The sequence below is a fragment of the Thermococcus sp. 101 C5 genome (assembly GCF_009372125.1).
Taxonomy (GTDB): Archaea; Methanobacteriota_B; Thermococci; order Thermococcales; family Thermococcaceae; genus Thermococcus_A; species Thermococcus_A bergensis.
In genome coordinates, this window is the sequence record NZ_WHIZ01000114.1 from 1 (window position 1) to 2,003 (window position 2,003).

Annotated in this window: 2 protein-coding genes; both read right to left on the reverse strand. The window is 41.7% G+C overall.

The window, feature by feature from the left end; translation table 11 throughout:
* Positions 1 to 61: 61 nt before the first annotated feature.
* Positions 62 to 739 carry an AAA family ATPase gene (locus GBV73_RS11010; RefSeq protein ID WP_172967226.1) on the reverse strand — a complete coding sequence of 226 codons (678 nt, stop codon included), beginning with the start codon at positions 737 to 739 and terminating at the stop codon, positions 62 to 64.
* A 395-nt stretch (positions 740 to 1,134) separates the two neighbouring features.
* On the reverse strand, positions 1,135 to 2,003 hold an 869-nt coding region (locus tag GBV73_RS11015; protein WP_152881337.1), incomplete at its 5' end, for an RNA-guided endonuclease TnpB family protein.

Consider the following 2,003-nt stretch of genomic DNA (forward strand, 5'->3'; position numbering starts at 1 on the left):
TTCTCGGTTTGGTGGACCGCCTGGTGATGTGACTGAATGGCTTCAGGAGGTGATACCCCAGTTATCCTGACAGTATCGCTTCAGTTAGGCGCTGTTTTAGATCCGCCACCGTCTCTGTTTTGGCTTTGTTTTGGCTTGTTTTTTCTATTATCGGAAACAGAAGCTTCGAGATTAACGTATCACGTCCAAATTTTAATTCATCTTCCACATTCTTGACTGCAGGGATTAGCAGAACCTTCGGGAAAATGCTTCTGATGTATTTAAGATTGTCTCCGCTGAGTTTTTTCGAGAAGTTTAGATAATACTTTCCCCGCGAATCGAACTTTCCATTGCTCCATTCAAATTTCTTGGATATTGAAATGATATCCCCACCATTGTAATCTTTGGGAAATTTTTCCTTTAACTTCTCCTTGAGCTCATCAGGAACTTCAAAAAACAAGGTAATTTCACAGGTGACCCTTTGCCCCTTATGGATGTCGTCTGGGGCTATGCTTTTATCATCCAAAACAATTTCAATAGCCCTTAGCAAATTAGACTTGCCGACGTCATTTTTTCCGATAAATGTTGTGAACTGGCCAAGTTCCAGATAATCAGCCTCCTCAGGGAATTTTTTATATGAACGATAGTTATCAACTTTAATTCCAACTAGCTTCAACTTCAGGTCAGCTTTCTCTGACATAATTTTCTCCTCCTTATGGTTAAAAAACACCCACGAGTCTAAGGGGAGTTGTTCTCTCATTGACCCACACCACATAGGGATAGTTCATACATCTTCTATAATACCAGCAACAGTTCCTATAAATGTCCCTGATTACCGTACAAGAGGGATGTCTGTATTTGTTCCGAACCCCTGCGGAGACTACCCAGAAAGCACTATTGATTAGATTACAAATTTTATTGTTCCAGTTTTTGTGCGAACCGTGATGGGGAACTAACGTTGCCACAGTATTTTTAATGACATTTCCAAGCCCAAAATGCTGAGAAATCTGGTCGAATTTGTAATTTAAGTCAACATCCCCCGTTAAGAACTGCACAAAATCAAATGATTTTACAAATCCTCGGGAATTTAGATATAATTCAAATTCACATGGCTCAAAATATGGTGCTAGTTGAGAATACCACCCGCCGTTCTGCCTACCAGTAAAGTGCGTGTAGGGTGTTAATTTCGTAACGGGTAGGCTTCCAGCCTCCCGTCTTCATTGGCTGGCTTTCGGGGGGAACGGAGACTCCCCACATCTTCAGGGCTTTCAAACGAATATTCCACGAGCCGACCACATCACGGTCAGCCTCAAAACCACACTCGCATTTTAAAACCCTATACCCATTCGGGCTTAACTTTCCCCCACATATCGGGCATAGGGAGGAAGTATGAGCAGGATTAACAAAAACCACACTCACACCCTTCAACTTGGCTTTATACTCAATAATGGATTGAAGCTTCCTAAAACTCCACCTGTGCAAGCGACCGTTCATTTCAGCCGAATACCTTATTGTGTTCCTGATTTCCGTTAAGTCTTCAAGAGCAATACCACCATACTTTTCCGCCAGTTCAACAATCTTATTGGCTAATTTGTGATATAAATCATTTATCCTGTTTCTCTCCCTCATCCCATATTTTTCCAAAATCCATTTTCTCTTTTTACCACTTCTTATCTTCTTTTGAATTCTCCTTCTCTTTAGGAAGTAGCCCGTTCTAATCTCCCTCTCGTGGGTGATGATCTGGATAAAGTTCCCATCTGGAAGGCTGAGGGTTACATTATTCTCGTTCAAGTCCACGCCGACAATGACTTTCGGCTCTCTAACTTCAACCTCTCTTGAGAACACCACGTGGAGGAAAATTCCCATCTGGTTTTTAACAAGCCAGGCTTGCCCTATTTTCCACTCCCTAAACTTCTCGTGGTATTTTGCAGGGTAAAACTCTAGTTTCAGCCTTCCACTTGGAGTTGAGAGTTTAATAAATCCTCCTTCAATGTCGAGTTTGAAGAGGTGATCATCAAGCATTA